The organism is Bradyrhizobium sp. USDA 4449 (assembly GCF_054056275.1).
The window spans coordinates 4,290,127-4,313,411 of the sequence record NZ_JBSRYD010000001.1 but is presented as its reverse complement, the minus strand read 5'-3'; the positions used below and the strand labels follow the sequence as shown (position 1 = coordinate 4,313,411).

At 63.8% G+C, this 23,285-nt stretch carries 20 protein-coding genes, 1 tRNA gene and 1 pseudogene; 6 read left to right on the top strand and 16 right to left on the bottom strand.

What is annotated here, in order from left to right; translation table 11 throughout:
• Nucleotides 1-67: 67 nt before the first annotated feature.
• The 5 genes from ACVIIW_RS20155 to ACVIIW_RS20135 form a co-directional block, all read right to left on the bottom strand.
• Nucleotides 68-3,175: a DEAD/DEAH box helicase gene (locus tag ACVIIW_RS20155; RefSeq protein ID WP_456705205.1), complete on the bottom strand. Its 3,108-nt coding sequence runs from the start codon at nucleotides 3,173-3,175 to the stop codon at nucleotides 68-70.
• A gap of 365 nt (nucleotides 3,176-3,540) precedes the next feature.
• Complete coding sequence (locus ACVIIW_RS20150) at nucleotides 3,541-4,149, bottom strand: cysteine hydrolase family protein (protein WP_456702318.1); 609 nt, start codon at nucleotides 4,147-4,149, stop codon at nucleotides 3,541-3,543.
• A complete protein-coding gene (locus tag ACVIIW_RS20145; protein ID WP_456702317.1) occupies nucleotides 4,146-5,156 on the bottom strand; it encodes an ATP-dependent DNA ligase in 1,011 nt (336 codons plus the stop codon). Before ACVIIW_RS20145 ends, ACVIIW_RS20150 begins: the two co-directional genes overlap by 4 nt.
• A 48-nt stretch (nucleotides 5,157-5,204) precedes the next feature.
• Nucleotides 5,205-5,393, bottom strand: coding sequence for a hypothetical protein (locus ACVIIW_RS20140; protein WP_456702316.1), 189 nt, complete (start codon nucleotides 5,391-5,393; stop codon nucleotides 5,205-5,207).
• A gap of 132 nt (nucleotides 5,394-5,525) precedes the next feature.
• Nucleotides 5,526-6,713, bottom strand: a complete 1,188-nt coding sequence (locus ACVIIW_RS20135; protein WP_456702315.1) for a CaiB/BaiF CoA transferase family protein — start codon at nucleotides 6,711-6,713, stop codon at nucleotides 5,526-5,528.
• A gap of 171 nt (nucleotides 6,714-6,884) precedes the next feature.
• Between ACVIIW_RS20135 and ACVIIW_RS20130 the strand changes: the two genes are divergently transcribed.
• Entirely contained in the window at nucleotides 6,885-7,772 is an 888-nt protein-coding gene (locus ACVIIW_RS20130) for a VOC family protein (RefSeq protein ID WP_456702314.1), read from the top strand.
• Between the two features lie 24 nt (nucleotides 7,773-7,796).
• Here ACVIIW_RS20130 and ACVIIW_RS20125 read toward each other — a convergent pair whose 3' ends face one another.
• Nucleotides 7,797-8,240 (bottom strand): TspO/MBR family protein, encoded by a 444-nt coding sequence (locus ACVIIW_RS20125; protein WP_456702313.1) that lies wholly within the window; start codon nucleotides 8,238-8,240, stop codon nucleotides 7,797-7,799.
• 43 nt (nucleotides 8,241-8,283) lie between these two features.
• Here ACVIIW_RS20125 and dinB point away from each other — a divergent pair, with 43 nt between their 5' ends.
• Complete coding sequence (gene dinB / locus ACVIIW_RS20120) at nucleotides 8,284-9,384, top strand: DNA polymerase IV (RefSeq protein ID WP_456702312.1); 1,101 nt, start codon at nucleotides 8,284-8,286, stop codon at nucleotides 9,382-9,384.
• Nucleotides 9,385-9,664: 280 nt separating this feature from the next.
• On the opposite strand, the gene ACVIIW_RS20115 is transcribed toward dinB, so the two are convergent.
• The 6 genes and pseudogenes from ACVIIW_RS20115 to ACVIIW_RS20090 all read right to left on the bottom strand — a co-directional run bounded on the left by ACVIIW_RS20115 (nucleotide 9,665) and on the right by ACVIIW_RS20090 (nucleotide 13,520).
• A complete protein-coding gene (locus ACVIIW_RS20115; protein WP_456702311.1) occupies nucleotides 9,665-10,435 on the bottom strand; it encodes an amino acid ABC transporter ATP-binding protein in 771 nt (256 codons plus the stop codon).
• Nucleotides 10,436-10,446: 11 nt separating this feature from the next.
• Nucleotides 10,447-11,109, bottom strand: a complete 663-nt coding sequence (locus ACVIIW_RS20110; protein ID WP_456702310.1) for an amino acid ABC transporter permease — start codon at nucleotides 11,107-11,109, stop codon at nucleotides 10,447-10,449.
• Nucleotides 11,110-11,115: 6 nt separating this feature from the next.
• Entirely contained in the window at nucleotides 11,116-11,778 is a 663-nt protein-coding gene (locus ACVIIW_RS20105) for an amino acid ABC transporter permease (protein ID WP_456702309.1), read from the bottom strand.
• 64 nt (nucleotides 11,779-11,842) lie between these two features.
• Nucleotides 11,843-12,649, bottom strand: coding sequence for a transporter substrate-binding domain-containing protein (locus tag ACVIIW_RS20100; protein WP_456705204.1), 807 nt, complete (start codon nucleotides 12,647-12,649; stop codon nucleotides 11,843-11,845).
• 276 nt (nucleotides 12,650-12,925) lie between these two features.
• Nucleotides 12,926-13,024 (bottom strand): annotated as a pseudogene (locus ACVIIW_RS20095) (antirestriction protein ArdC); the annotation flags it as partial.
• A gap of 124 nt (nucleotides 13,025-13,148) precedes the next feature.
• Complete coding sequence (locus ACVIIW_RS20090; protein ID WP_456702308.1) at nucleotides 13,149-13,520, bottom strand: hypothetical protein; 372 nt, start codon at nucleotides 13,518-13,520, stop codon at nucleotides 13,149-13,151.
• Between the two features lie 770 nt (nucleotides 13,521-14,290).
• Here ACVIIW_RS20090 and ACVIIW_RS20085 point away from each other — a divergent pair.
• Nucleotides 14,291-15,730: a DUF1254 domain-containing protein gene (locus ACVIIW_RS20085; RefSeq protein WP_456702307.1), complete on the top strand. Its 1,440-nt coding sequence runs from the start codon at nucleotides 14,291-14,293 to the stop codon at nucleotides 15,728-15,730.
• A 196-nt stretch (nucleotides 15,731-15,926) separates the two neighbouring features.
• Here the strand turns inward: ACVIIW_RS20085 and ACVIIW_RS20080 are convergent, their stop codons facing one another.
• Both ACVIIW_RS20080 and ACVIIW_RS20075 read right to left on the bottom strand, forming a co-directional pair.
• The gene (locus tag ACVIIW_RS20080) at nucleotides 15,927-16,862 is read right to left on the bottom strand and encodes a hypothetical protein (protein WP_456702306.1); all 936 of its coding nucleotides are present in this window, start codon (nucleotides 16,860-16,862) and stop codon (nucleotides 15,927-15,929) included.
• Nucleotides 16,863-17,091: 229 nt separating this feature from the next.
• Nucleotides 17,092-17,166: transfer RNA gene (locus tag ACVIIW_RS20075), tRNA-Gln, on the bottom strand.
• A 242-nt stretch (nucleotides 17,167-17,408) separates the two neighbouring features.
• Here ACVIIW_RS20075 and ACVIIW_RS20070 point away from each other — a divergent pair.
• Complete coding sequence (locus tag ACVIIW_RS20070; RefSeq protein ID WP_456702305.1) at nucleotides 17,409-19,187, top strand: acyl-CoA dehydrogenase; 1,779 nt, start codon at nucleotides 17,409-17,411, stop codon at nucleotides 19,185-19,187.
• Between the two features lie 30 nt (nucleotides 19,188-19,217).
• On the opposite strand, the gene ACVIIW_RS20065 is transcribed toward ACVIIW_RS20070, so the two are convergent.
• Nucleotides 19,218-20,450 (bottom strand): MFS transporter, encoded by a 1,233-nt coding sequence (locus ACVIIW_RS20065; RefSeq protein WP_456702304.1) that lies wholly within the window; start codon nucleotides 20,448-20,450, stop codon nucleotides 19,218-19,220.
• Nucleotides 20,451-20,453: 3 nt separating this feature from the next.
• Nucleotides 20,454-20,699, bottom strand: a complete 246-nt coding sequence (locus ACVIIW_RS20060; protein ID WP_456702303.1) for a hypothetical protein — start codon at nucleotides 20,697-20,699, stop codon at nucleotides 20,454-20,456.
• A gap of 49 nt (nucleotides 20,700-20,748) precedes the next feature.
• Here ACVIIW_RS20060 and ACVIIW_RS20055 point away from each other — a divergent pair, with 49 nt between their 5' ends.
• On the top strand, nucleotides 20,749-21,507 hold the full coding sequence (locus ACVIIW_RS20055) for an enoyl-CoA hydratase-related protein (RefSeq protein WP_456702302.1): 759 nt from the start codon (nucleotides 20,749-20,751) through the stop codon (nucleotides 21,505-21,507).
• 49 nt (nucleotides 21,508-21,556) lie between these two features.
• Nucleotides 21,557-23,215, top strand: a complete 1,659-nt coding sequence (locus tag ACVIIW_RS20050; RefSeq protein WP_456702301.1) for a bifunctional metallophosphatase/5'-nucleotidase — start codon at nucleotides 21,557-21,559, stop codon at nucleotides 23,213-23,215.
• The last annotated feature ends 70 nt before the right edge of the window (nucleotides 23,216-23,285 follow it).

Sequence of the window (23,285 nt, the reverse complement as noted above, 5' to 3'; positions counted from 1 at the left end):
TGAACTTAGCAGGTGCGGTAGCCATCGAGCGAAATATGTCTGGTGCTCGCCGACTACACGCCCTGGCTCACGACTCGTCGAGAAGCTCCAGCAATTCGTCGACCCGCTCAAACGGCGCATCCCGCATCGGGCTGTGATAGACGACGCGATCGCCATCGCGCTGCAGCGACTTGCCCTTGGACTTCCGCAGCCGTCCCGGCAGGAACGTCGCGGCGACGGCGCTTTGGCCGACGTCCAGGCGAATGATGCCCCGGCGTTTGCAATCCAGCCTCAGTCGCGCAGCCGCAAAGACATCGCGGGCGGCCTGCGGCAATGGCCCGAAGCGGCGGGCGGTTTCCTCCTCGAGATCGTCGAGCTCGTCCTCGCTGGCGCAACGCGCGGCGCGGGCATAGAGCTCGAGCCGTACGGGCGCGGATTGCACGTAGCTTGCGGGAAGCATGTCCGCGACCGGCAAGTTGAGATCGGGCACCCACACCACGGACATGCCGTCATCGACCTTCTCCGAGGCCATCTTCAGCAGATGACTGTAGAGCACGGGGCCGAACACCTGGACGTGGCCGGATTGCTGCTCCGAGAACAGATCGCCCGCGCCGCGGAGGTCGAGATCGCGCTCGCTGATGGCGAAGCCCGCGCCGGGCCGGCTGAACTCCTCCAGCACGGCGAGTCGCTTCTCTGATTGCCCCGAGGTCGATTCCGTCAGGAGATAAGCGAAGGCGCGGATGCCGCCGCGGCCGACGCGCCCGCGCAGCTGATGAAGCTGGGCGAGACCGAAATTTTCCGGCCAGCACACCACGATGGTGTTGGCGCGCGGGATGTCGAGGCCGCTCTCGACGATGTTGGTGGCAAGCAGCACATCGGCCTTGCCTTCGACGAATGTCATCATGCGCTCGTCGATCTCGTCGGCCGGCAGCTTGCCGTGCAGACAGACGATCTTGAGATCGGGCGCGACCGCCTGTACGCGCGCCAGCATCGGCTCCAGATCCTGGATGCGCGGGCAGATCAGGAAACTCTGCCCGTGCCGTCGCTGCTCGCGCAGCAAGGCCGAGGCGATGGCGGCATCCGACAGCGGCGCGATCTTGGTCGCGACCGGAAGACGGTGAACCGGCGGCGAGGCAATGACGCTGAGATCCCTGAACCCGGCAAGGCCCGCGGCGAGCGTGCGCGGGATCGGCGTGGCGCTCATCCAGAGCGTATGGAGATTCTTGGCGAGACCGGAGAGCTTTGCCTTCTCGGCGGCGCCGAAATGCTGCTCCTCGTCGATGATGACGAGGCCGAGATCGTCAAACTTGACGTCCTTCGAGGTCAGCGCCTGCGTGCCGACCACGACCTTGATCCGGCCGCTGCGCAAGCCTTCCTTGGTCTCCCTGACCTCCGCAGCCGATGTCGCGCGCGACAGGCTGCCCACCTCGATATCAACCGCCGCGAAGCGCTTGCGGAAGGTCGCGACGTGTTGTCGCGCCAGCACTGTCGTCGGCACCGCGATCGCCACCTGCTTGCCTGACAGCACCACGGCCGCCGCCGCCCGAAGCGCCACCTCGGTCTTGCCGAAGCCGACGTCGCCGCAGATCACCCGGTCCATGGGATGGCCGGATGCCAGATCATCGAGCACGTCGTTGATGGCCTTGGCCTGATCGATGGTGGTGAAATAGGGAAAGCGCGCCACGAATTTTTCGTAGGCCGAGCCAGGCGGCACCAGCTTTGCCGCCTTCCGCCGCTTGCGCTGGCTGATGTGCTTGGCAAGCACCTTGCCCGCGGCCTGGATCTCCTGCTCAGCCTCGCTGCGGCGGGCCCACCATGTGCTGCCATCCGCCTTGTCGAGGGCGAGCTTGCCGAGTTCCGTCGCATAGGGCCACATCAGCGCCAGATCGGGCGGCGGCACCAGGACCGCGTTGTCTCCCGCGAAGGACAGCCTGACCATCTCGCGCAATGCGCCGCCGCCGGTGTTCACCGTCTGCAGGCCATCGAGCACGGCGAGACCGCGCTGAAGATGCACCACCACTGTACCCGGTTCCGGCACGTCGGCATGGTCGAAGGCCGCGCTCCAGCTTCGCGCCATCGGTTGCGGATGATGCGCACGGCTGCCGAGCACGTCGGTTGCCGTCAGAACGACCGTGGATTTCCTGCCTGGAATGACGAAGCCGCCGTCGAGATCGGCCAGCAGCGCCACGTCGCGATGGCGCCCGTCCTCGGCCTCCGCCCAGTCCGCGACGCGCTCCACCCGCACGCCGCTCATGCGCTCCATCGCACGCAAATCCTCCTCCTGCGCCGCGGCGAAGATCAGGCGCGAACCGTCGTGCCTGACATCCTCGACGAAGGCGCGAAGCGCTTTCCGGGCGGATGACAGTTTTGAGAATTCCGGCGTCGGCTGGAACGGAGCGTTGCGCGGCAGCACCTTCATGCCGCGGGTCGCCTGCTTCCAGTCAGGGCGTCCCAGATATTCGCGCTCCCTGTCGGCGCGGCCCGCGGCCTCCTCGATCGTGCTCAGCCAGGCATCGGCATGCACCGACACGCCGGCATCCGCGATCCACTTGGCCTTTCCGCAATAGTCGAACAGCGTCGCGCGCCTGGCCCGCGCGCCTGACAGGGCTGTTCGTTCCGACATGGGATCGACGAGAAGCTCACTGGTCTCGAAGATGATGTCGTGCTCCTGCGGATCGAACGCCACGATCCGCTTGATGGTGCGCGCCGAATGCTCCACCCGGAACGGCCCCAATGCTCCGGCCGGAAATATCTCGAAGGTCTGGCCGTGAAACAGGGCGCCGCCCGGATAATCCGGCTCGTCGTCGAGGTCATAGCCCAGTTCTTCGAGACGAACGCGAAGCTCGCCCTCGGAGAAGGTGCCGCCGACTCTCAGAGCCGTGTTCAGCCGCAACAGGCTCGCGGGCGGCGGCAAGCGCTCCATCACGGCTTCCGCGGTCGAGACGAGAAAGATTGGATGCTTCGATTTCGCAAGCCGCCGCAGCACCGAGGCTCTGCGGCCGGCGATCTCGCGCGATGGTTCCAATTGATCGAACGGCAGGGTGTTCAGCCGCGGAAACACCAGAACTTCGCAGGACGGGTCGAGCGCATGAATGACGCTGCCGAGCCGCTCCGCCCTGTTCTCGCTTTCAGCGAGGAACACGAGACCATTGCGGCCGGACTCCTTCCACTGCCCCAGTAGATGCAGCGCCATCATGCCGAGCGGCGATGACGATGCGATGGTGGCGCGTTGCGAAGCCTTGCCTTGCTTCGGCGCCGCCTTGCCTGGCGCGCGTCTGCCTGTCGAGCTCTTGGCCGGCGCGCGCTTCTTCGGCGAACGCCTGACTGACGAATTCTTCTTGAGCGCGCTCTTGTTCGGAGCACCTTTGGCCGCTGGCCGCGCTTTTTTGGAATGCCGCACGTTAATCCGTTTCTGGTCGCATACAGGCGTCAAAAGGCGCGCCGGATCCATCGCGATTCGGCTGCGCCTCGTCATCCATAGGGGATTTGCCGCGCGAACGCACGTGTCCAGACTTCACATCGGAACCCCAAACCGCCCCCGCGGCCTCGGCCGGGCACCTTCTATTCCTGCCAAAACTCCGTCAGCTCCTCCGCGGTCGCCAGATCGACCTGACCGTGGAATCGGGTGCGGTACATCGTCATGAGTGCGTCGTGGCCGACGTCGGACGAGCTGCATAGCGCGTCCTGCACGATCACGACCCTGAAGCCGAGATCGACGGCGCTCAGCACCGTCGAGAGGACGCAGACATCCGTCTCCGCACCGGTGATCACCACCGTGCCGACGTTCTTTTCCATCAGCAGGCTGCAGAGGCCCGGATTGCTGAATGCGGAATAGGCCGGCTTGTCGACCATGCGGGCCGGAGGAACGTAGCGCGCGAGCGCCGGCACCAGTTCGAGCGCGGATGCCGGGAGCTGCCGGCGGGTTGCCTGCCGCCAGTGCCGAAAATAACTCTGCCACTGTCCGGGACGATCTTCGGGATCCTGCGGCGTGATGAAGCGCGAGAAGACGGTCCTGATCTGATGGCGGGACACGATCGAGACGATCGTCGGCAACACCCTCTCCATCCACGGCGTTGCCCAGAGACCGCCGGGCGCAAAGATATTCTGCATGTCGACGCAGAGGTGAACGGCATCACTGATCGGAGCGATCTCCGAGGTGCTGTCTCTCATCGCCCTCCACCATTCGCTGATTTCTGCGCCAGCTGATCCATGCGGCATTGCGAGGGCTTCTTGTCGGGGCGCCAGCGCACGATTTTCGTGCCGTGGCGAAACCGGCCACCGCTGACGTGGTCATAGGAAACCTCGACGACATGAATGGGGCGCACCGGCTGCCACTCGGCGGACCGCTTCGTCGACCATCGGCTCCGACCGCCGGGCGTCTTGCCGGTAAAGCTGCTTCCGCTCGCGATGGCCTCGAACGTCTCGGTCAAGCCCGGCCGATCGGCCGTTTTGATGGCCGAGGTGAAGCCGACGTGGTGCAGCAGTCCGGAGTCGTCGTAGAGTCCGAGCAGCAGCGAGCCGATCACCTTTCGCCTGCCCTGCTTTTTCTCGCCATACCTGAAGCCGCCGACCACGCAATCGGCCGACCGCATCAGCTTGATCTTCTGCATTCCGTCGCGCGCACCGCCGCGATAGGCGAGATCGAGACGCTTCGCGACCACCCCGTCGTGGCCTTCCCTGACGGATTGCAGCCACTTTTTCGCGCCGGCGAGGCTGCGGCTGGCCGGCGACAGCGCAAACACGCGGTTGCCCCTGAAATAGCGCCGCGCGAATTGCTCGAGTGCGGACCGTCGCTCGTCGAGCGGAAGCCCGGTGAGGTCCCTGTCCTCCGATCGCAGCAGGTCGAAAGCCATGAAACTGGCCGGCGTCTCCACGGCCAGGCGCTTCACGCGGCTGGCCGCCGGGTGGATGCGCTGAAGCAAGGCATCGAACGAGTATCCGCCCTCCAGCTCAATGATCAGTTCCCCATCGAGGATGAACGAGCTGGCGGATAGAGCTGATGCCGCGGATGCGATTTCAGGAAAATAGCGCACGAGATCGCGACCACCCTTCGACTGCATCCTGACGCGCCTGTCGTCACGGACCAGCAGGCAACGGAAGCCATCCCATTTCGGCTCGTATTGCCATTGCGTCCCGCGGGGAAGCTCGGCGACAGACTCGGCTTCCATCAGCTCCATGTTCGACACTCGACGCAGGCTTGAAACGTCAACGCGCGTCCGCTCCTCTCAGGCCGGCTTGGCGGGATGGGCCGTCCGCGGGTGGCGATCATGCAGCAGCCGCGCAAGGGCTTCGCGCTCGGAGGCGCGGCCTTTCATCGCCGTCTCGAACAGCGCCTCCTGAACCTCGCGCGGCATATCGCCCCAGACGTCCATGGCGGCACGGCCCAGCAATTCGGCAAAGCGGTCGTCGGCCATGTCGATACTCCCTGTGTGCGCGCGCGCCCCGAGTGTAGGAACGGCAAGCGGCCGCCTGTGTTCCACGGCTTTATCGGGCGATCGACGGACAGAGAGGGATCGGCGGCTGCGCAAGCAGCGCCGCTCGCGCGGCTAGATGATGCCGCTCTGCCGCAGCGTTGCGATCGCCGCCTTGTCGTAGCCGAGTTCCGCCAGGACGGAATCGGTGTGCTCACCGAGCGTCGGCGGACGCGATGCGATCTCGCCCGGCGTTTCCGACAGCCGGACCGCGGCGCGCGCGACGGGCGCCTGTTTCGGCAGACCGGGATAGTCGACGTCCTGGAGGAAGCCGGCGGCGCGGATGTGCGGATGATCGAGCGCCTGCTGCGGGCTCAGAACAGGCCCGGTCGGAATCATTGCCTTGCCGAGCGTGTCGACCGCCTCCTGCGTGCTACGCTCGGCGCACCAGCGTGCCATCCGCTCGCTGATGACAGGGCCATTGTTGCCGCGGCTGATGTCGTCGGCAAAGCGCGGATCGTTCAACCACAGCTCCTCCTCCCCCATCAGCCTGGCCCAGCGCTTGAAGAGCGGATGGCCCGTGACCTGGCACAAGACCCAACCATCCTTCGTGCGGTAGATATCCGCAGGCGCCGCAGTCTGGCCGAGATTGCCGGTCGGGACACGATTGACGTTGATGACGGCCTGCTCGATCAGCGTCGCATTGGTGAAGGACAAAGCGGTCGCCAGCAACGCGCCCTCGACGATCTGCCCGCGCCCGGATTTGCCGCGCTCGATCAGGGCCGCGAGCGTTCCGAACGCGCAATGCAGCGCAGTGCCGAAATCGACCCAGTTCACCGCCGCGCGGTACGGCGGGTCGCCGGCACCGGTCATGTAGACCGAGCCCGACATGACCTGGCCGACGCCATCGAAGCCGACGCGATCGGACCAGGGGCCAGGCCCGCCGAATGCGGTGGCGGTGGTCAGGATGATGTCCGGCTTGATCGCTCTCAGCGAGTCGTAATCGAGCTTCATCGCATGAAGCGTCTGCGGCGGCAGATTGGCGACGACGACATCGGCGGTCGCCACAAGCTTGCGCATCACCTCCTGCCCCTCCGCCTTCATCGGATCGAGCGTGATGCACTTCTTGTTGCGGTTGACCTGCAGGAACAGGGCGCCCTCGCCGCCTTCGCCGACCGGCGCCACGAAGCGATCCTCGCTGCCGTCGCGCTTTTCGACGCGAATGACCTCGGCGCCGAATTCGGCCAGCAAGGTCGCGCAATACGGCCCCGCGATATAGCGCCCGAAATCAAGGACGCGCACGCCCTGCAGTACTCCCCCCATCGACCTCATTCCCTATCTGTTTCCGTCGAGATTACAGGGAATGGGTGCGACGGCAAGGTGGCAGCACTCGCCACGCCCCGCCGACAAGATGTGATCGGCCAAATGTTTCGGCTGGCGGAAATTCTGCTCTAGTATGGCGCCAGCAGTCCCTCCAGCGAGAAGCGCACAGCCATGCCGCAACAATTCGATCGATCCGCAGAAGATCTCGGCAACGCCATCCATTTCGAGCACGTCAATATCACCGTTCCGGACCAGCGCCTCGCCACGCTGTTCTATGTCACCGGACTCGGGCTGACGCGCGATCCCTATCTGATGGTGTCGGACACCAACATGTGGGTCAACGCTGGCCGGAGCCAGTTTCATCTGCCCCAGGGCAAGCCGCAGGTCCTGCGCGGCCATACCGGGCTCGTCATCGAGGGCCGCGAAGCGCTGCTGGCACGCCTGGCTTCGGTCAAAAACAAGCTCGAAGGCACAGCCTTCGCGTATGCCGAGCATAACGATTATGTCGAAGCAGTCTGTCCCTGGGGCAACCGGATCCGCGTCCACGAGCCCGATGCGGCGCGCTTCGGGCGCATCGCGCTCGGCATCCCCTATGTCGAGTTCGACGTACCGCCCGGAGCGGCGCAGGCGATCTGCGTCTTCTATCCTGAGATCATGGGCATGCCCGCGACCCTTCGGAACGGTGACGGCAAGGTTGCGGCGGTGCAGACCGGCCGCGACCAGCATCTCCTGTTCCGCGAGACCGATCGGCCACAGCCCGATTACGACGGCCACCATGTGCAGATGTACATCACCGATTTCTCCGGCCCCTATCGCAAGCTGCTGGCGCGCGACCTGATCTCCCGCGAGGACAATCAATATCAATACCGCTTCTGCGACATCGTCGATCTCGACAGCGGCAAGCCTCTGTTCACGGTCGAGCACGAGGTGCGCAGCGCGACGCATCCGATGTTCATGCGGCCGATGGTCAATCGCAATCCTGCGGTCAACAACCGCAACTATGCCTACGGCCACGATCAGGCATTCTGGGCGATGGGGCCGGATCAATACGAAGGGTAGGACTGCGGCCGCAAAACCGGCACCTCAGTTCAGGCTCCAGATCGCGGCATTCAAGACGCCGGCGAAGGCAACCCAGGCGGCATAGGGCACAAACAGTGCGGCCGCCAGCCCGTCTCGTGACAGTTCGAGAGCGATATAGGCGACGATCGCTGCGAACAGACCGCACAGGATCGCGAGCGCAGTTCCGATCCGGTGCATGGTGAACATGAGAGGAGACCAGGCGAAGTTCAGGACGAGCTGCGCGATCCAGAACGCCATGGCTCTCCCTCGGGGCTCGCGTCGGAGCGTTCTCCAGCCGGCGACGGCGATCAGGATGTAGAGGATGGTCCAGGCGACCGGAAACGCCCAGTTCGGCGGCACGAAGGAAGGCTTTGCCAGTTCCGCATACCAAGGACCAGGAAGATTGGTGACGCCGATGAGCCAGCCGAGTCCGACCACGACGACGACCAGGATCAACAGCTGAAGCACGGGCCACCTCGCGATTCTCTCGGCCGGATTGTATCATTGGCGTATGAGAGAATCCGGCATCATGGAAGGCGAGGCAGCGCGCGTTCGCAAGATCATCCATATCGACATGGATGCCTTCTACGCGTCGGTGGAACAACGCGATCATCCTGAGCTGCGCGGCAAGCCGGTCGCCGTCGGCGGCTCGGCCGAGCGCGGCGTGGTCGCGGCGGCGAGCTATGAAGCGCGCAAATTCGGCGTTCGCTCCGCGATGCCGTCGGTCACCGCGAAACGGCAATGTCCCGACCTGATCTTCGTGAAGCCGCGCTTCGAAATCTACAAGGCGATCAGCCGGCAGATCCGCGAGATTTTCGCCGAGCACACCGAGATCATCGAGCCGTTGTCCCTCGACGAGGCCTATCTCGACGTGACGGAGAACCTGCAGGGCATTCCCCTCGCTCGCGATATCGCGCTACGAATCCGCGAGAAGATCAAGGCCGAGACCGGCCTCAACGCGTCGGCGGGCATCTCCTACAACAAGTTCCTGGCCAAGCTCGCCTCCGATCACCGCAAGCCCAACGGCCAGTTCGTGATCTCGCCCGAGATGGGAGCCGCCTTCGTCGAGACGCTGCCCGTCGGCAAATTCCACGGGATCGGACCGGCGACGAGCGCGAAGATGAATGCGCTCGGCCTGTTTACCGGTCTCGACATCCGCAACCAGACGCTGGAGTTCATGAACGCGAATTTCGGCAAGTCGGGCGCCTATTACTACTGGATCTCCCGCGGTGTCGACGAACGGCCGGTGCGGGCCAACCGGATCCGCAAATCCATCGGCGCGGAGACCACGTTCTCGACCGACCTCGACGACTTCGACACGCTGGTCGTCAAGCTCAGTCCTCTCGTCGACAAGGTCTGGCGCCATTGCGAGACATCAGGCAGCCGCGGCCGCACCGTCATCTTGAAGATCAAGTTCGCCGATTTCGAGATCATCACGCGCAGCAGGTCCGTGCCTGCGCCGGTCGGAGGCCGGGACGAACTGGAGCGCCTCGCCTGCGGCCTGCTCGAAATCGAGATGCCGTTGCCGAAGCGCGTCAGGCTCCTGGGGGTGTCGCTGTCGTCCCTGCAGGTCGGAGACGATGCCGAGCCGCAACTGACCTTCGGCATTTGAGCGAAACCGGGGCGCCAGGCGCAAATCGTGCTGCATCGGCGGATTGCTTTCGACGTGGCACTGATCACGATGGATCATCAGGCGAATAACGACGCAGCGCGGGAGTGGCAGACCACCGAGTGCTTCAACACGGCCCTATGGCGAGTCCGTGGCTGGGGCGGGAGGGTACTCAGCTAGAAAGCGACTGCTAGCGGGCTACCTAAATAACTCAGAAAATCCGCGCGACACGACGGATGTGTAGGCCGGCTCCATAGCTTGAGAGTCATGCTGTATGTAGTTGTCAGTTGAAGCGGGAGGATTGGAGAAAGGCGGCGAGGCGCTCGGTCTTCGGGGCAGCGAACATCTCGCGCGGGTTCCCCTCCTCGCCGATGCGCCCGCCGTTCATGAAGATGACGCGGCTCGACACCTCGTAGGCGAAACGCATTTCGTGGGTGACGAGAAGCATGGTCATGCCGTCCTCGGCGAGCGAGCGCACCACCTGCAGGACCTCCGCCACGAGTTCGGGGTCGAGCGCCGAGGTCACCTCATCAAACAGCATCAGGCGCGGGCTCATGGCTATGGCGCGCGCGATGGCCACACGCTGCTGCTGGCCGCCGGAGAGCTTGGCGGGGTAGTGGTCCTTGCGCTGGAGGAGACCGACGCGGTCGAGCCATTTTTCCCCGAGGGCGCGCGCCTCCTCGCGGCCCATCTTGCGCACGAGCGTCAGGCCGAGCGTGACGTTCTCCAGCGCCGTCATGTGCGGGAACAGGTTGAACTGCTGGAAGGCCATGCCGGTGAGCGCGCGCTGGCGGGCGATCTCCTTCTCGGCCTTGCGCTTGCGCTGACCGCCGGCGGTGGAATAGCCGATCTCCTCGCCGTCGACGCGGATTGTGCCGCCATCGAACTCCTCCAGCATGTTGACGCAGCGCAGAATCGTGGTCTTGCCGGAGCCCGACGAGCCGATGATCGAGATCACCTCGCCCGCCCGTACGTCGCAGTCGACGCCCTTGAGCACCTCGACCGGACCGTAGCTTTTGCGTAGGTCCCGGATTTCCAGAAGGTTCGCGGTCATGGAATCGCCTTTCACGCGAGGCTCACGCGGCGCTCGACGTACCGGCCGAGGCGCTCGATGGCGAAGTTGACGAGGAAGTATAGGAAGCCGGCGAGGAGATAGAACTCGAGGCTGTGGAAGGCGCGGCTGATGACCTCCTGCGTGCGCAGGAGAAGCTCGGCAACACCGATGACCGAGAGAAGCGTCGACGCCTTCACCATCTCAGCCGCTGTGTTGATGAGCGGCGGGAGAGCCAGACGCAACGCTTGCGGGCCGAGCACGTAGCGAAAGGTTTGCCCGAATGTCAAGCCGATCGCCTTGGCGGCCTCCGTTTGTCCCTTGTGCAGGGTTTGCAGCGCCCCGCGTGTGATCTCGCCGACATGCGAGGCGCAAAACAGGGTGAGCGCAAGGACGCCAGCTTGGAAGGCGGACAGGTCGAGGCCGACCGTGCCGAGAATGTAGAAGCTCGCAAGCACCAGGACGAGGACCGGCGTCCCCCGGATCACGTCTGTGTAGACGCGGGCGATCCCCCGCACGGAACGGTTGCCATAGGTGAGAGCGAGGCCAAGGCCGGTGCCGAGCACCGTGCCGCCCAGAATGGCAAGGGCGGAGATCGCGACCGTGGTGCCGAGGCCATAGAGCAACGGCCAGCGCGCGAGCCAGACGATCTCGAAGAAGGAGAGAGGAGGGTTCACGCGGCCTTACCTCGAAACGGCGAGCCGCACTTCGGCGCGGCGCAGAAGGGCGGCCAGGATCGAGCAGGTCGCGATGTAGAGCCCGCTCGCCACGATCCAGGTCTCGATCACGCGGAAGGTCTCGACGTTGATCTTACGCGCCTCGAAGGTCAGCTCGGGCACCGCGATCGCGGCGGCGAGCGAGGTGTCCTTGAACAGGCCGATGAAGGTGCTCCCCAGCGCCGGCAAGACGGCTCGGAACATCACCGGCAGGACGAGGTGCCAGCGGATCTGCCCTTCCGTCAGGCCGATAGCGAGGCCCGCCTCGCGCAGGCCCTTGGGGACGCCCAGAAGGCCGCCGCGGAACACCTCGGCCAGATAGGCCGCCGAATACAGGGCCAGCGCCAGCACGAACGAGTTCCCCTTCGACAGGCGCAGCCCAAGCTGGGGCAGCGCGAAGAAGGAGAACAGGACGATCACGAGAAGCGGCAGGTTGCGGAACAGGGTGACGTAGGCGCCCGAGGGCACCGACAGGAGCCGCGATCGGCTGATCCGCCCGAAGGCGAGTATCAGGCCGAGGGCGCAGCCGATCCCGATCGCCACAAAGGCCAGGGTGAGACTGAGGCCCAGACCCCAGAGGAGGTCGTCAAAGTTCCGCCAGACGGCGTTGAAGTTCAGGGTGTATCCCATCGGGATCACTCGCTCGGGCGTGGGGGCGGTGCGGGCGCGGAGCCTGGACCTCCGGCCCAGTCGGTTACTTGAACTCGACCGGGAAGCCGATCGCCGGGGGCGGCAGATCCTTGCCGAACCACTTCTTGAAGGAGGCCGCATAGGTGTCGAACTCGACGCCCGTCATCGCCTCGTGCAGAGCGGTGTTGACGAAGTTCAACCAGTCCTGATCGCCCTTGGCGACGGCGCAGGCGTAGGTCTGCGGGCTCCAGCCGTAACCGGCATCCTTGTACTGGCCGGGGTTCTGCGTGAGGTACCAGGCGATGGACGACTGGTCGGTGGCGGCGGCGTCCGCGCGGCCCGACTGGAGCGCCTGGTAGAGCAGGTCCTGCGATTCGTATTGGTCGACGCTCGCCTCGGGAAGCGCCTTGTGGACGAGTTCCTTGGCATAGACGTTCTGAAGAACGGCGATGGTCGCGGACGAGCCGGCCGCCTTCAGTGCGGCATAGTCGGCGTACTGGCCGCCTTCCCTTAGCAACAGGCCAACGCCCTCGCGGTAGTACGGGATCGTGAAGTTGACCTGCTGGGCGCGCTCGCCGGTCACGGTCATGAATTGGCAGGTCATATCGACCTTGCCGGTGGTGATGTTGGGGATGCGCGCGTCAGACGACTGGTTGACGAACTCGACCTTCTTCGCGTCGCCGAACAGTGCCTTGGCGATGATCTTGGCCATGTCGATGTCGAAGCCCTGAAGGGTGTCGGAGGCGTCCTTGAAGTGCCAGGGCGCGTTGGTCGAGCCGGTGCCCACCACGAGCTTGCCGCGTGCCAGCACGTCGTCGAGCTTGGCCGCCATCGCGCCGTTCGGGAGAAGGGCGACGGACGCGGTCGCCATGAGACCCAGCACTACTGCCTTCACATTCATTGCCATATGTCACACCTCTATGTCCATTATAGCAGACACATAGCCGCTACAGCAGATTGCCTTATCAATGGTCATGCCTTGATCTTTGTCAACTGCTTTGGGCGCACACGGTGGAAGCTGAAGTTGACACTCGGCGGTGGGTGATCGATCTCGCCGTCGCACTGCGGAACATCGCCCGCGCACAAGGTCATTTGACCGAGCAGGTCTGGCCGTTCGCCCCCACATCAAAACCTACAAGCTGGCCAAGCTCGCCGAGGCGAGCTCATCCAACGCGGTGCGATGGGGTTCGAAATAGGCTTGCGGCGGCGGGACCTGAACGTAGTCTTCGACTGTTGCAAAATGCGCGATCCGACGAGCACCAGATCAAACAACTCTAGCGCAGGTCAGGAACGTCGTCGTACGCTGGCGCACCCCACAGGAATTTCGTGTTAAAACACCGCCAGTGGCGACATTGAAGGGTCGGGCGTCTTTATTGCTTGTTGCGGTTCCTGCTCGCTCCCTTCAGAGGACTCGTCGGCGACAACGCACTTGCCGTGTCGGCCATCTCGATGCAGGTGAGAAGGTCGACATAGCTCTGGAAGCCGCCGGCCGTGGCCTCGCCCTCGCACCGATTGCGGAGTGCAACGGACGTGGCCTGCCAAATGGAATCAAGCTGTTGCTTGGCAGCGGTCTCGTCCCGCATGCAATTGGCTGCGCTTTGAGGCTCGGCAAGGTTCATCGCCTTGTCAGTGTCGGCTGTCGCCTTGCAAAGCGCCTCGACATTCAATGAAGGAACGCGGTCGGAAACAGGTGTCACGGGCACACTTGCTGACAAAGCGGTGGCAAACAGCGCAAGTAGCATTTTACTCTCCCTTCACCAGAGACGAAATGCGTCGTGATGATGTTATCTGCCCAGACGCCGCAGACGTTGACCTAGCGCAAACGAACCATCGGAAAATCACGACACTCCGATCAGTTCAGCGAGACTGCGCCGGCTGAGCTGGCGGGGCTAGGCAGGTCTGATCGCAAGTTATTCGGGTTGTTACGATCGAATAAATCCTGGCGCAAAGCAGACCCGGTCCCGCTCGGATTGTCCCGTCCGTGAGACCAGTACGCGGGCTTTGCGCTGCTCTCGGCGTATGCAGGGGCTGTCGTTGCGACGGCCAGCGCGCAAGACACGATTATGGTCACGGAGCGTGAATGGCTGTCCGACACATAGCCCTGCTGTATCTGGGCGCCAATCGTGCCACCAAAGACGTCGCCGCTCGTGCTGAAGCTTCTGCCAGCGTCGAAGGCGGTGGAAATCAGATCTAGCGGATCGTGGCTGTCCCAGCCATACCCACCGTTCAGGCGTGACGATCAGCCGAAGCGGTGCGTAGGCAGTATCGGGACACCAAGATGAGATTTCATGCCCGCGTCCCACAACGCATTTTCGACGCAGCACGCACGCGGAGACGCGACGAGCAGCGCCGTTGACTTGCATCAACGCGCGACATGTTTCGCAGGCCTTCACTACAAGCGTGCAGTTACGCGCCAGGTCAGCGTGCGCCTACAACGAATGAAAGTTCGCTCGAAGACCTCAGGTCTGACTCTCTCATGCCGTATCTATAGTCAAAACACCGGAGCAAGCTCATGCGTTTCACACGCCGCCGTCTTATGACCGCTGCTTTGAGCACCGCGCTTTCCACTCTCGCGCTATCTTCGAGCCGCGCCGACTTTGAAGGTCCGCTACTTCGTGCGATCGAGGGCGGTGAAGACTTCTGGCTCGCCACCGATGCCTATGTCTATGGCTATCCGCTGGTGACGATGGAGGTGACCCGCCGGGTGATCACGAACGTCTCCGCGGTCGAGGGCACACGAGGTCCGATGGGGCAATTCATCAAGCTCCGCTCCTATCCCGATGCCAGCTTCCGGGATGTCACAGCTCCGAATGCCGACACACTCTACACCACGGCATGGCTCGATGTCGGAGACGAGCCGTGGGTCCTGAGCATGCCCGACATGAAGGACCGTTATTTCCTGTTTCCGATGCTTGATGGATGGACGAACGTCTTCCAGGTCCCCGGAAAACGAACCACGGGCACCAAGGCTCAGACGTACGCAATCACGGGCCCCGGATGGAAGGGGACGCTTCCGGCAGGCGTCAAGGAGTACAAGTCGCCGACCAGCATCGTCTGGATTCTGGGGCGCATCTATTGCACGGGCACACCCGAAGACTATGCGGCCGTTCATGCTGCGCAGGATGAGTTCAAGCTCGTGCCGTTGAGCTCCTATGGCAAGACGTTCGCGCCGCCAGCGGGCAAGGTCGATCCTTCCATCGACATGAAGACGGCGGTGCGCGATCAGGTGAACCGCATGGACGCTGTTGCCTATTTCACGCTTCTTGCTCAGTTGATGAAGCGCAATCCACCCGCCCCGGCTGATGCAGCGGAAATGGCGAAATTTGCGGGGATCGGCCTGGTTCCCGGCAAAGATTTCGATGCCAGCAAGCTCGACGCCGCATTTGCCAAGCGCATTCCGCAGGTCGCCTTCGACCGGATCATGCTGCAGTTCAAGGCCAACAAGGCGGTCAAGAACGTCAATGGCTGGATGTTCGACACGGAAACCGGCATCTACGGCACCGAGTATCTCAATCGCGCCTTCGTCACGGCAATTGGTCTCGGTGCCAATCGCATTCAGGACGCCTGCTATCCGACGTCTCAGAAAGGGGCCGATGGTAAGGCTTACGTCGGAAGCAACAGGTATGTCCTGCGTTTTCCCAAGGGACAACTTCCGCCGGTTGGCGGCTTCTGGTCACTCACAATGTACGACGAGAACTATTTCTTCGTGGCGAATCCGATCAACCGCTACTCGATCAGTGCCCGGCAAAGCCTCAAGCCCAATGCAGACGGTTCCACGGATATTTACATTCAGAAAGAATCGCCTGGAACTGACAAGGAATCGAACTGGCCGCCGGCGCCAGCCGGCAAGTTCGTGTTGATGTTGCGGATGTACTGGCCGAACGAGAAGTCGCCATCGATCATTAACGGCAGCTGGTCGCCGCCCGGCGTTCAAAAGGTAGCCGGCACTTAGGCTCAAGCATGTGAGCCCGAACAGGCCGAAGCGCTCATCGGGCTCACTGCGATTTCGATTATCATGGAAGCGGCGCGAGACCCGGATTTCGTTGCACGAGTATGAGATGCATGGTTGACGCCGGACGATTGAACATTGTCGTCCCTTATCGACGAACTTCGCCGACAAGCATCAGGCCGCTGACGGTCGCGCGTGCTCAGTTGCGCACGAAATAAAGCGGCGTCCTGAAAGTGACTTGGTAGGCCGGCTTTGGCACCCACATGATCTCTGCGGTCACGCCGAACAGGCGGTTGTCATTGTCATCCATACGATCGAGGTCGAATCGCACGACGGGCTCGGTAAAGGACTGTACACGTACGAGACTCAGAAGCTCAGCGCCCCCGAACGACTGTACACCGACGCGGCCGATGAATTTCCAGTTGTTGGGCCATTGGTAGTAGCCGCCGACATAGCCAGTGATGCTCGGATGGATGCGAGCCAGTTGGTTGCCGATTGCAACATGTACATCTTGAACTCCGGCGAGCAATCCGCGGGTCTCGTCCTTGTCGAATGCGTAGTCGAACTCGAAGATGTTGTTGAACGTCGTCGTGGCTAGCGGCCCGTTGGGGATCGCCCGTGTGATCGTTGATTGCCAAGTCAGGGTTGGAATGGCCCCACCATTCTGCTTGTGGAGATCGGCCTGAAACCCGATGTTCCAGCTGCTTAATGTCAATGGCGACCAGCCGGCCAGGTCGGTACTGGTCGAACTGGCTGACAAACCGGCATAGAGTGAGACGCCATCAGTTACATCAACGGTCATGGGAAGATCGACCACAGCGCTCTGAGCCGACGGCAGCGAGAAGGCGCCTAGGGGCGCCGAACTGTTGGCTCTGGATAGCGCAAGTGATTGCAGTGCCGTGACGAGAGCAGGGTTGCCAAAACCGATCGGCAGCGCGCCGGCAGGTACGCGAGCGTACGACGTTCTCAGATCTAGGTAAATGTTGGGGGTCTTCGCGGCGCCATCGCCATCATCGTCATCCTTGGCAAGGACAAAGCCCGTTGAGCAGAGGCAGATTGCGCCGGCGAGGGCCGCCTTCAGGCAGGCCGAAGATTCGGCACCTCTTCGGCCTCGGCGTGCCGCGGCAACCTGCATGACGCTTCTCCCAGATGCGATTCCAGCGAGCCAATGGATGCCAAGGACGGAATCTACTGCCACCAGCCCATGTCCGCAATCGGGCGGGACCGTTCGTCCAACGCTCACCCTTCAGGCCCGATGCAGCCTAAGATGATTTCGGATCGGGAATCGAAACCTCCTCCAAATGCGCGTCAAATGTTTGGCTGAAATTCACCTGTTTCGACAATGAATCGAACCGCTTAGAATCTGGCTGGGGCGGGAGGGATCGAACCTCCGAATGGCGGAATCAAAATCCGCTGCCTTACCGCTTGGCTACGCCCCATCAGGCTACGAAGGGCACTGCGGACGGACCGACACCCGCAGAATCCCTCTGGTCGCAGCCGGTCTATAGGGTGCGACGCGGCATTTCAACCGCCTGGAGGGGCAAAATACCACGGGGCCGGGGCCGGCCCGGCCACACTCATCATGGCCCGATGCCGCCGCCCGCGCCTGCCCTGCCCGGCCCATTGAGACATCCCCCGTTTCATGGGAATACGGCGCCAAACCTGTCCTCGGGAGTGAGCCATGACCTACCGCGCGCCGATCTCTGACATGCTGCTGTCGCTCAACCACGGCGCCGGCCTCAAGGCCGCGATGGACGCCGGCCATTACGGCGATTTCGACGGCGATATCGTCGCGGCCGTGCTGGAGGAAGCCGGCAAGTTCGCGACCGACGTGCTGGCGCCGCTCAACAAGGTCGGCGACGAGCACGGCATCAAGCTCGATGACGGCAAGGTCACGACCGCGCCGGGCTGGCCCGACGCCTACAGGCGCTGGACCGAGGGTGGCTGGAATGCGGTCTCGGGGCCTGAGGATTTCGGCGGCCAGGGCCTGCCGCTGGCGATCAACGCCGCCTGTACCGAAATCTGGAGCGCCTCCAACATCGCCTTCGGCCTCTGCCCGCTGCTGACGGCCTCGGCCATCGAAGCGCTCGAGGCGCATGGCAGCGACGAGCTCAAGTCGATCTATCTCGAGAAGCTCGTCTCCGGCGAATGGACCGGCACGATGCAGCTCACCGAGGCGCAGGCCGGCTCCGACGTCGGTGCGCTGCGCACCCGTGCGGAAAGGCAGGCCGACGGCACCTATCGCATCAAGGGGACGAAGATCTTCATCACCTATGGCGAGCACGACATGACCGACAACATCGTGCATTTCGTGCTGGCGCGCCTGCCGGACGCGCCCGCCGGCACCAAGGGGATCTCGCTGTTCCTCGTCCCGAAATTCATGGTCAATGAAGACGGCTCGCTCGGTGCGCGCAACGATATCTTTGCGAGCGGCGTCGAGCACAAGCTCGGCATGCACGCTTCGCCCACCTGCACCATGACCATGGGCGATCATGGCGGCGCGATCGGCTTCTTGATCGGCGAAGAGAACCAGGGCATGCGCTGCATGTTCACGATGATGAACCAGGCCCGCCTCGGCGTTGGCCTCGAGGGCGTCGGCATCGCCGAACGCGCCTATCAGCAGGCGCTGGCTTATGCGCAGGAGCGCAAGCAGGGCCGCGCCGTTGGGAAGAAGGGCGACGGCTCGGACGCGATCTTCGTGCATCCCGATGTCAAGCGCATGCTGATGCGGATGCGGGCGCAGACCGCCGCCGCCCGCACCATCTGTTACGCCACCGCCGTCGCGCTCGACGTCTCGCTGCGCGCCAAGGACCCCAAGGTGCGGGCTGACGCCGCCGCGCGCGCGGCGCTGCTGACCCCGATGGCCAAGGGCTATTCCACCGATATCGGCAACGAGGTCGCCTATCTCGGCGTGCAGATCCATGGCGGCATGGGCTTCATCGAGGAGACCGGCGCCGCGCAGCATTATCGTGATGCCCGCATCACCACGATCTACGAGGGCACCAACGGCATCCAGGCCATCGACCTCGTCACGCGCAAGCTTGCGGCCAATGGCGGCGCGTCGGTCTGGACGCTGATCGAGGAATTGTCGGCAATCGTGAAGCAGGTCGAAGCCTCAAACGATCCCGCCTTCGGCACCACGGGCGTGAAGTTGCGCGAGGCGCTGGAGGCGCTGACGCGCACCAGCAAATGGCTGCTCGAACGCGTCACGACGGCACCGAACGAGGCGCTCGCCGGCGCGACGCCCTATCTGCAACAGTTCGGCGCGACGCTCGGCGGCTGCATGCTGGCCTCCGAAGCACTCGCCGCGAAGTCCGACGGCAACACCCATGCCGCGCGCTACGTCGCGCTGGCGCGCTTCTTCGCCGAGAACATCACCGTACAGGCCGGCAGCCTCGAGCGCACTGTGACTGAGAGCGCGGAGTCGGTCGCGGCGGCGGATGCGGTGCTGCTGGGGTAAGTTGCAGCCGCGTCGCGCAGCGTCGTTCGGCTACGAGGCTGCGAGCTTCGCGCGTTTCCCCGGCCGCCACAGCACAATGCCGGCCGCGATCACATCCAGCACCACGCACATCCCGAACGCCGTGGTGTAATTGCCGGTCATGCTGTGCACGAGGCCGACGATGCCGGGTCCGAATGCGCTGACGATGCCGCTGATCGACGTCCCCAACCCCATCGCGGCCGCGAAGGTCGCGCTGCCGATCTCGCGCTGGATGATCAAGGGGGGAAACGTGATCATGTTGCCGATCGAGAAGCCATAAGCGGCGCAGCAGGCGAGCAGAACGATCGGGTTCTGGCTTTGCAGGAGAACGAACAACGCGGCCGCCTGGCTCGTCATCGACGCGGCACACGCGAGCCGCGGTTCGAGCCGGTCCACGAACGCGCCGAGCGTCAGCCGGCCGACCACGGCCATCGTCGCCATGACGGTGACCGCGAGACCTGCACTGGCGCGGCCGATCAGCGGTTCGAGGAACGACACCTGATGGATGATGAAACCCATCTGCGCCAGCAGCGCGATCGCGATCGGCAGCACCATGGTCCAGAAAGACGCGCTGGCGAGCAAGGCCTTGCGGGAATGTCGGGCTGCCCGATCCCCGGGGACAGTTGCCGCCGCATGCCGCGGCGCCTCGACCGGCCAGCTGGTGAAGACGACAATCACGGGCAAGACCAGCACCACCATCACGGCGGTGGCCGCCAGCATGGCGGAGCGGAAGCCGATACTGGCGCTCAACGCCAGCAAGGCGGGAACCAGAATGATGCCCCCGCAGGTGGCGCCATTGAAGGCAAGGCTCAGCGCGAGCCCGCGGCGCCGCTCGAACCAGGAGTTCAGCACCGTCGCGATCACCACCGAGCCCATTCCGGTCCAGCCCACCGACATCAGCGCATAGGCGAGATAAAGCTGCCAGGGCGAGTGCATCAGCCCCAGCAGCGCAGTCGATGCACCGAGCGCCGCCAGGCCGAACAGGATCAACGCCCGCAGCCCGATGCGGGCGAGCAGATCGTCGGTGAAGATGACGAGCACGGAGGTCAACAGGAACGAGAATGTGCTCGCCGCCGACACCAGCGTGCCGGGCCAGCCATGAGCGCGCTGCAGTTCGGCAAGATAGACGCCCTGGCCGTAGAGGCCGAAGCCGAACATGAAGAAGGCCATCAGGAAACAGGCCAGCACGACGCGCCAGCCGCGATAATGCAGCGAGGATTCGTCGGCCTCCGTTGCGACAATCATCGATCAAGTATCGGCATAATGGAACGAGACGCTGATCGTGCCGCACAACCACCGGTTTTTCAAATGAAAGATGTAGCCGATTGTTGCAACGCGCAAAACCTCACGGACTATGCGACCCCGTTTGGGCCGCAGTTCGCCGGGACGAAATGCAATCTTCGCGCGGGTGTCATGCAACCCCTCACGGGTGTGACGGCCGAAATTGGTCAGCCGCAGGATTGGCACGCCTGACGGATCATGTAGGCTCAACATCGCAAGACTCGCCGTTGGCAGGCGCCGCGGCGGCCCGCAGGGAGTGCTCATGCCGAACGGCAACATCATCGTCACGGAGGAGCGCGCGACCCGCGTGATCACCCTGCGCCGTCCGGGCAAGAAGAACGCGATCACGCAGGACATGTATCGCGAGATGAGCCGCGCAATCGATACCGCGCAGAACAATCCCGACATCCGCTGCATGATCATCACCGGCGGCTCGGGCGTGTTCACGGCCGGCGACGACGTCGACGATTTCATGAGGGCCGACGCCTCGCGTCCAGAAACGTTGTCGGACGGCGTCAAATTCCTCTATTCGCTGGCGCTCAACGTCAAGCCGATCATCGCAGCCGTCGACGGGGCCTCGATCGGCATGGGCACCGTGATGCTGTTTCACTGCGACTACGTGCTCGCCTCCAACGCAGCCACGTTCTCGGCGCCCTACATCAATCTCGGGCTGGTTCCGGTCGGCGCCGCCAGCCTGCTGATGCCGCGCACCATGGGCTACCAGCGCGCCTTTGCCATGCTGGTGATGGGCCGCAGCTTCACGGCCGCCGAGGCCCATGCCGCCGGCTTCGTCAACACCGTGGTCTCGCCTGGTCATACCGAGGTCGAGGCCCGCAAGGTGGCACGCGAGATCTGCCGACTGCCGGCCGAGGCGGTCGCGACCTCGCGCAAGCTGCTGCGGGCTCCGCCGGAAGAGCTCACCCGCCGCATCGACCAGGAAGGCCATCTGTTCGGCGAGAAACTGAAATCGGACGAGGCCGTCGCTGCGTTCAATGCGTTCGCGAACAGGAAGAAGCGGTAGACAACGAGAACTTCGTGAAATCTTCGCGCGGAACGACTAATCTGGTTCCATGCGACATCTTCTCCGCCTGTCCGGCTTCGCTTTCGCGCTCGCCGCCCTCCCCGCCGCGGCCCAGACCGCAGCACCCGTCGAGTTGCGCATTCTCGCGATCAACGATTTCCACGGCAATCTCCGTCCGCCGCCGGGCGGCATCCGCATCAATGACCCGGAAGACAAGAGCAAAAAGGTGATGGTGGCCGCCGGGGGCGCCGAATACATGGCGACGCTGGTGAAGCAATTGCGCGAAGGACACAAGAACACGATCTTCGTCGCGGCCGGCGACCTGATCGGCGCGAGCCCATTCCTGTCGGCGATGTTTCACGACGAGCCGACCGTCGAGTCGCTCTCGATGATGGGGCTAGCGATCACGTCGGTCGGCAACCATGAATTCGACGAGGGCAAGGCCGAGCTGCTCAGGATGCAGAACGGCGGCTGCCATCCGGAGGACGGCTGCCGGGGGCCGCACCCCTTCACCGGCGCAAAATTCCACTATCTCGCGGCGTCCACCGTGGAGACTGCGACCGGCAAGAGCGTGCTGCCGCCCTACGAGATCCGGGAATTCGAGGGCATCCCGGTCGCCTTCATCGGGCTGACCTTGAAGGAGACCGCCGGCATCGTCTCGCCCAAAGGCATTGCGGGACTGGAGTTTCGCGACGAGGCCGAGACGGTGAATGCGCTCGTGCCGCAACTGAAGGCCCGCGGCGTCGAGGCCATCGTGGTGCTGATCCACCAGGGCGGCGAGCCCTCGGGCGACTACAATGAATGTCCTGATATCACCGGGCCGATCGTCGACATCGTGAAAAAGTTCGACCGTGCGGTCGACCTCGTCGTCAGCGGTCATACGCATCGCGCTTATGTCTGCAATATAGACGGGCGGCTCGTCACCAGCGGCGACAAATACGGCACGCTGGTCACCGCGATCGACCTCAAGCTCGATCCTGTGACCCGCGACATCGTCGGCGCGAGAGCCGAGAACATCATCGTCGCCACCGCCTCGCTCGCCAGGGATCCCGAGCAGACCGCGCTGATCGACGCCTATGACAAGCTTTCGGCGCCGATTGCCAACCGTCCGGCCGGATCGGTGACGCAGACGCTGTCCCGCGTGCCTGATGACGCCGGCGAAAGCGCACTGGGCGACGTGATCGCCGATGCCCAGCTGGCCGCGACCAGGGACGCCAAGGATGGAAGCGCCGTCATCGCGTTCACCAATCCCGGCGGCATCCGCACCGACCTCGTCCCGAAGGAGAACGGTGCGGTGTCCTACGGCGATTTGTTCGCGAGCCAGCCCTTCCGCAACCGCCTTGTCACCATGACGCTGTCAGGCGGCCAGCTCAAGGACCTGCTGGAGCAGCAATGGCTCGATCCGAAGCGGCCGCGGATCCTCCAGGTGTCGAACGGATTCAGTTATACCTGGGACGCATCGAAGCCGTTCGGCGAGCGCGTCATGGCCGACAAGATGATTCTCAACGGCAAGCCGATCGAGCCGGCCGCAGGCTATCGCGTCACCCTCAACGACTATCTGGCCGCCGGCGGCGACGGCTTTTCGGCCGCGAAACAGGGCGCCTCGCCGCAATATGGCGGCTATGACGCCGACGCGCTGTTTGCCTTCTTCAAGGCACACGGTCCGATCGGTCCGCTGCCGCCGACCCGCATCCTGCGCGTGAATTGATCCGGATCAAACGGGCGGTTGCGGACCACTCTTTGCCATTCCCGTGGGAACGCCTAGATTGGGTTTGGCA